Here is a 7,233-nt window from a genome sequence, read left to right as displayed (position 1 = left end):
TGTCGGCACCGACGGCATCGACGAACGTCGTGTTGTCGCCGTCGATCACCCGCAGGCCACCCTGCAGGATCAGATGCTTGTTGATCGGCACCGTCTGGTTGCCGAGCTTGATCGAGCCAGAGCTCGTATCCGAGTAGACGCACTGCGTCAGCGTCGTGTCGTTGTACGGGCAGTACCTAAACGGCGCGAAGTCGCCGGTCGGCACCCCCGCCGAGGCCGAGCTGGCGGTCACCGCAAGTGCTGCAGCCGTCGTCGCGAGGGCCGTAATCGTCCGAATGGTCTTCATTGTGCTCCCTATCTATTCGTGTTTCCTGCGCGACTCGTCGAGATAGAGGCGCCCGCCAGACGCACGGAGAGCGATCGCCGCACCGGGTGCCAGCGAGACGGCCAAAGGCCGGCCCCCACGGCGCTTTGTCGTCGCACAGGAAGCGACTCAGGCCGTATACCCCAGGCCGAAACCAAAGTTGTACACGCACACGATCCTCGTGTAGCCATCTACAACTCCAAAGCGGCCCAGCGGCAGTTGATCACACTGTGAGTACAGCGTCAAGTGATTCCGCGGAGTCGGCCACATATCGGCTCCTCGCGTCTGATAGTGGCCTGCAGGCTTGGGACCTACCGGAATTGCCCAGACGGCCCGCCCGGACACACCAGAGCCCCGTTCAGCGGCCCGACGGGCGACGGGCACCTCGAGGAAATGCGTGCGCGGCGGAACACGCCGGTCGACGACGTGAGGCCACCGCACGCAGAAGCGGCCCGCCTCCGGTGCAAGCGCATCGGAGGCGGGCCGCTATCGGAAACCCTCCGCCGTCAGCGGCGAACGGCCTTCTTCGTCGACTTCTTGGTTGCCGCCTTCCTCGTGGCCTTCTTCGTCGACTTCTTGGCCTTCTTGCAGCCGTCCACGCTGGCCTTGATCGCCCGCTGCAGGACCTTGCCGTTGTGGCCCGTCAGCTGCATGTCGATCGTGCGGTCTCGCGTGCACGTACCGCCCTGCTTGCTGGGCGGAATCGCCAGGATCCCGTGCTTGCCGCTGTCGATGTTCAGCACGAACGAGCTGATCGGCGCGTCCGGGAGGCCCGCGAACGTCGTCACCAACCGCTTGGTCCTGTCGACGTCGGAGGACGCGTCGAGGTCGATCGTGATGCCGTTGGCGGACAGCGGGATCCACAACTTCGGCAACGCCGAGGTCGTCTTGCCCGACTTCGTCTTCCGCGTGCCCTCGACGAAGTACACCGGCCCCTTCAGCGGATCCGGCAGAACCGACTTCGCGGTCGCCTGCCCGACGATCGACGCCTTCGGGCAGTTGCGGGCGATCCGCTGCTCCGGCTTGCACAACCCCTGAGCGTTGTTGGAGTCCAGCGCCACCGACAGCGGCAGCTTCACCACGACCTGCTTGAGGTTCGTGCCCTTGCCGGGGCTCGTCACCACCGCCTTGACCCCGGGATGCTTGCCCGGCTTGGTCTGGGTCTTGTCGGTGAAGCGCAGGCTCAGCTTCTGGTCCTGCACCAGATCACCGCAACCCGCCAGGCGGAACGGCGACCGCACGCCGTGGCGCGACCCCTCGGTGCTCGACACGACCGTATCGACCGTCGTTGCCTTGCACCCGGTCGGGTTGAACATGAACGCCGGGTGATCGACCAGCACGTTCACCCGGCGGAGCCGCAGCGGAAACCCGCGGATGATCGTCGGCGGTGCATCCGCCACCACCTTCACGTGGGCGTCGCCGCGATCGACGTAGATCTTGGCCCGCTCGACGACGTTGCCGAGATCGAACGGCCCGGCCTGGCCGGCCGTCGGCACCACGATCGACATGCCGTAGGGCGCATCGCCGTAGGGACCGGTCAGGTAGACGTTGCCCTTCACCGGCAGCGGTGCCGAACCCGGCCCCGAGTCGACGTGCACCTGGCCGATCCGGCTGCGCGGACCACAGCTACCGGCCGCAGCCTGCGGCTCCGGGCACGGATCGACGTTGCGCAGCTGCGCAAGCAACCCCGGCGGAAGCGTCGTCTCGATGCCAGCCAGGTTCTGCTGGCGGTCCGGTCGGTCGAGGATCAGCGAGAACGCCGTGCTCTTCCCGGCCGCGGGGTTCACGCTGCCCGCGGCGACTCCGGGCGTGAAGCCCCCGTCGTTGCAGCCCTGGTCGATGACCATCGGCGAACTGACCTTGACCAGCTTGTCCGACGCCCACGAGCTGATGTCGGCATAGGTCGTGTACTCGCCGCACTTGGCCGGCGTCGCCAAGGGCGCCGTCGGCCCACCGTCGAACTTCAGATGCATGGCACTGAACGGCAGTTGCGGGTTGTTGTTGAACGTCGCCACCAGCTGACCCGTGACCGCGTTCGCGTCGACCTGGCCGGCCAGCTTCACCGTCACGCCGGATCCCTCGGCCACCAGATAGAGCGCGAGCAGCGACCCGAACGGATTGTCGTCCGGCGACGCCAGGATCACATCGCCCTGCAGGGGCTCAGCCAAGAGCGGCGTGTCGATCGAGACCGTCCCGATCTTCGACGAGCGCGGGCAGCTCGGCGCGGCGTCGCTGCCGATGCCGATCTGCCCCGGAGCGCACGCCCCAAGGCCCGCCGCCGAGGCCGGCGAGACGGACATCCCTTGCGGCAAAGCCACCGAGACGTCCCGTACGTGTGCCGTCGCGAGCCCGTCGGGCGCGTTGCTCTGGGGCACCTTCAGGTCGACATTGAGACCGGTCGGCGAGTCGGCCAGCCGTGACGTGGCCTCCACGTCGATCGACGGCTCGAACGGCAGCTTGTCGCAACCGGTGCTGATGAACGGGGCGCCGTCGAGGTCGCTCGAGAAGCTCTGGGTGGTGAACGCCCCGATGCTCTGCCAGCCATCGAGCCTCGCTGTCGTGACCTCGGCGGTGCCGGGACACGACGTGGGGAGCGTCAGGAACGGGAGCCGGGGACTCTGGCTCGACGCGGGCGGGAAGAAGAAGCCCGGGAACGTTCCGCTGTCCCGATCGACATCGTGCACCGGATCCGCAGGCACGCCCCACAGCGTCACGTCGGCTCCCTTGATCCGCGCGGCCTGCGCGATCGTCCCGGAGTCGATGGTGATGCCGAAATCGCCGGCCCTGACCGTGGGGGAGATCTTCACGACCACGCCCAGGTAGTTGAAGGCGAAGAGCCCGGGCGTCCCCGCCGGCGCGGTGATGTTGTACACCGGCCGCTTGTCGGGAACGCCGTCGAGCGCGATCACGCCAGCGACGCCGACCTGCGATCCGACGGGACAGACGGCGGCGTTGCCGTCGGCCGCAGCCTTGAGGCCGGATTCCGGACAGGTCGGAGCCGCGGTCGGGTTGCCCACCAGTCCACGCGGAAGGTCCAGCTGGAGCTGGTGGATCAACTCTTTCGGGTCGGAGTTGGGGTCCGACGAATTCTCCGACGGGACCGTGAACTTCAGCCGTACGTCCGGATGTGAGCCCGCCTGGCGGGTCGACGCACCCGAGAGGTCCGTCACCGATGCGCCCAAGCTCTCGAACTCGATCGCCGACGCCGACGGTGCTGTGAAGGCGAAGCTCGCCACCCCGGCGGCCATGAGAAGGCCGACGCGGCGACCTCGATTGCCGCTGTTCATCTTGATGCCTGACATGTGCACGGCGCTACTTCCTCAAGGTTCGGCGGTACGTCTTGACGGCCGCTCGGCCGAAGGGCGGGGTGAACGAGACCCGCGCGCGGGCACCCACTCGCCCCTTCTTGCTCAGCGCCTTGCGCGACGACTTCGAGAGTGCTGTCGAGACGGTGTAGGTCCCCGCCTTCCCGACGACTCGCGTGGTGGCCTTGATCGATGCACCGGAGACCCTGACCCGACCGCGATCCGAGGTCGTGATCGTGAGCCGCAACCGCGAGCCCTTCAGCACGCCGCGGACGACCTTCACCGTCGCCCTCGGGGCCGCCGGCGACGGCGGGTTGTCGTCCGGAAGTCCGGGTTGATCCGTCCCCGGCCCCCGGGGCGCAAGCAACGACGCTGTCAGCGGATCCCGGCAGTCGCCGCCGGAGCAGGCCGGAGGCACGTCTGGTGCGGTGTACGGAAAGCCAGCACCTTCGCGCGTCACGTAGACGTCGACCGCTCGGTCCGAATCGGTCGGCGCGATCGGGTCGTCGGTGGCGAAGAAGACCGACTTGCCGTCCGGGCTGGCGTCGAGGAACCGGGCGCTGAAGCCCTGCTTCGCCCGCGAGACCAACTCGAGCTTGCCGCCGCGGGACGCGTAGACGTCGGTCGTGCCGTTTCCGTCCGCCGACACCAGGTCATCCGGCGTGGTGAAGAAGACCGTCCCGTCGTCGGTGACCGTCTGCGCCTGGTGGCTGTTCAACCGAATGAAGCCGGGGTACGGGCTTGCAGGGTCGCCGGCGTTCCCCTTGGGCTTCGCCCCGTCCGGCCGACACGAGACGCACTCGAGCTTGTTCTGGTCAGCGTCGAAGCGGTAGACCTGGCTGCACGGTCCCGGTCCGCCCGTCCAGATGTCGGGGCAGCGGGAGCTCACGTTGTCGTAGCCGAACCGCGCCGCCGTCGCCGGCGAGTTGTCGGTGAACGACAGATACCGACCGTTGGGACTCAGCAGACGAAGGAACGCGGGCGGACTGCCCGGGGAATCTGCGAAGGGATCGACCGACTCGACGAACCGCGGGGCGCCTCCTCGCCACACGTACATGTTCTGCTGGCCCTCCGTCCCGGCACCGGCGAGTGCGTAGGGGCTCTGGAAGGCCACCGTCTGCCCGTCCTGCGTCATCTGCATGACAGCCGAGCTGGTTCCGCTGTAGTCGACGCCGATCGTTCCCACGTATGTCAAGGAATCGTCGTCGGCGTCGTAGCGGTAGAGGTACGATGCGCCAGGCGTCTCCGGGGTGTCTTCGGTCAGTGGCGGCGTCCCCGCACCCACCGTGTGGAAGAGGAGATACCGGCCGTCCTTGCCGACCGCGTCGACCTGTGCCGCAACCGGAGCGGATGGAGCCCCTGGAATTCGTGAGACGGAGACCGCACGCGTCTCACCGCTCGTCCGCACGAAGGCCGGCCCCGTAAGGAAGGCGGGCGCGGGGTAGCTGGTGAAGTAGACGTGCTTGAGGCCTCCGGTGTGGGGCACGGAATCCCGTACGCCGCTCTCGGCAATATTTCCGGCACCGCTCGCAGCAACGATCCCGCCGCCGTCGGCGTCGGGCAGCACCGATTCCGCCTGAACGCCACCCTCGACGGTCCAGCTGTACAGCACGAACCCTCCCGCGGGAACGCCCGGGACCAGTGGGACCGCCGATTGGAACAGAGCCGACTTGCCATCGGGATCGACGAACTTCACATTCAGGAAGCCCTGCAGACCGATGAAGGACTGAGCCAGCTGGGGGTCGTCGCTCGTGGCGACCAATGTCAACCCGCCCGTACGGGTGTCCCGCATGTAGAGGTTTCCGCCTCCTTGCGTCGCCCCTGCCGTGAGCGCTTGGGTCGACGCCACGAGTGCGTGAGACAGGTCGCTTGAGGTCCCGGCGACCGCTTGGCTGTAGGTCTGCACCGGGTGCGGGCCGTAGGGGGGATCAAGGGCCCGATTCGCCCAGGCCTCGCTCCCGCGCCGCCCGATGTACCGCGTGTACTTGGGCACCGACTCCGCCGGCACATCAGCGAACGGCAGATCGGCGGTATAGAGGAACGAGTTGCCGTCCGGTCCGGCCTGGAAGGTGTCGGAGCCCGAGACCGTGCCCCCGCCCTTCTTCAGCGGCGTCACCTGCTCGAAGCCCCAGGGCTGGTCCGCTGACACGGGAGCGGCCGCGAGCGCCGCCGTCCCGAGGCCGACTACCGTCGCCAGTGCCGCCAGGGTGACTTGACGGCCCCGACCTCTGGATCGCGCGGGGCGACCCGGCGCCCCCGGAAGAATCCATATACCGCTGCGTTCTTGCACTCTGCTCTCCCCATGAATTCGACCCGCGCACCTCGAACGGGCCGTCGTGAACCGTCAACGGAAACGACGCCGTTATCTCAGCCTACGTCGCATTTGTCAAGCCGCGAGAGCTTGAACGGGTACGCCATGCGCACTTCCGGGTACGTCATCCGCAACCAAGAGGAAGACACGGCCCGCAAGCACAGCGGGCGGCGCGTATCGCTACGCGCCGCCCGCCTCACCGCTTCAACTCCAGACCTCGAAGGGCGTCTACTGCCTCACGCCCAAACGAGAGCCGGTTGCTGACCGAAACCCTCAGGTGATCGTCGGGCCCGTCGTGGTCAGCGTGTACGTCAGATCCGTCAGGCCGGTCGGGGTGCCCGCGACCGGCGCGCCGTACATGGCGGAGCCGTTCGGGATCACGTTCGTGCACGTGCTGCCCGAGACCGTCAGCGTCTGGTTGCCGGCCGTGTTCGGCCCCACGATCGAGAGACGGCCGTTGATGCCGCCGCCCGGGTTCGTGTAGCTGCCCTTCACGGAACCCGTGATGAACGCGTAGCAGCTGGCCGAGAACCGCACCACGCAGCTGATGCCGGTGATCTCACCCGCCGTAGTACCGGCAACGGGGTTGCCCGTGATCGACAGCGTCGCCGGAACGGTCGACAGCGGATCCGGGGTCGGCGTGCCCGAGCTGTTGCAGCGAACCGTGAACGGAAGGGCCGACGGCCCGAGGCAGCTGCTGAACGTCGGGATGATCGTTCCGACGGCAGCGGGCGGGGTGAACGTCCCGTTGCTCACCGTGCCGGTGCCACCCGTGGTCGTGCAGTTCAGGGGGATGCCAGCTCCCGTAGTAATGACCAGGCGGGACGCCCCCGCGTTTGCGGCGAACGAGCCCCCTCCCGAGATCGTCGCGGCGCTCGCGCCGGAGGCACCGGCAACAGCAAGCAGACCCGCCGCAGCGGTGGCCGTCATGGCCAGCTTCATCTTCGTAAACATACAATTCTCCCTCATGGAGTGACTATTTGTGGACGGTTTGACCATCTGGCCTGGCCGCCCTAAACGTCGCAACCGCCGAGCCCGCGTAAACACGCTAGCCCTCCTCGTTGTCGTGCGTTGCAACCCCGACCCGGGAACAGCAAGGACTTGCTTTGCCGCCCCCGGGCAGAGAGTTCAATCAGCTACCGGCGCTGGCCTTCACGTCAGCCGCACCCGCGAGCTTGCTGGCCCCATTCAGGACCGCCGAGCTCACGCCCGAGGCCGCGTTGAGGCCGATCTTGGCGTTCAGCGCGAACGTCACCAGCGGGCGATCGATGAACGTGTTGCCACAACCCGTGGCCTTGGGCGCGGTGAACTTG

Annotated in this window: 3 protein-coding genes and 2 pseudogenes; all 5 read right to left on the bottom strand. The window is 67.6% G+C overall.

Annotation, left to right across the window (positions count from 1 at the left end; genetic code table 11):
• Positions 1-232: pseudogene (locus ACVUH9_RS22120) on the bottom strand (hypothetical protein); the annotation flags it as partial.
• Between the two features lie 578 nt (positions 233-810).
• Entirely contained in the window at positions 811-3,606 is a 2,796-nt protein-coding gene (locus tag ACVUH9_RS22115; protein WP_475761000.1) for a hypothetical protein, read from the bottom strand.
• A gap of 10 nt (positions 3,607-3,616) precedes the next feature.
• Positions 3,617-5,725 (bottom strand): hypothetical protein, encoded by a 2,109-nt coding sequence (locus ACVUH9_RS22110; RefSeq protein WP_475760998.1) that lies wholly within the window; start codon positions 5,723-5,725, stop codon positions 3,617-3,619.
• 468 nt (positions 5,726-6,193) lie between these two features.
• Positions 6,194-6,862 carry a hypothetical protein gene (locus tag ACVUH9_RS22105; protein ID WP_475760997.1) on the bottom strand — a complete coding sequence of 223 codons (669 nt, stop codon included), beginning with the start codon at positions 6,860-6,862 and terminating at the stop codon, positions 6,194-6,196.
• A 190-nt stretch (positions 6,863-7,052) separates the two neighbouring features.
• Positions 7,053-7,233, bottom strand: a pseudogene (locus tag ACVUH9_RS22100) (hypothetical protein); the annotation flags it as partial.

Source organism: Patulibacter ginsengiterrae, assembly GCF_056269115.1.
The sequence above is the reverse complement of the archived record's forward strand: the minus strand, read 5'-3'. Positions and strand labels throughout refer to the sequence as shown.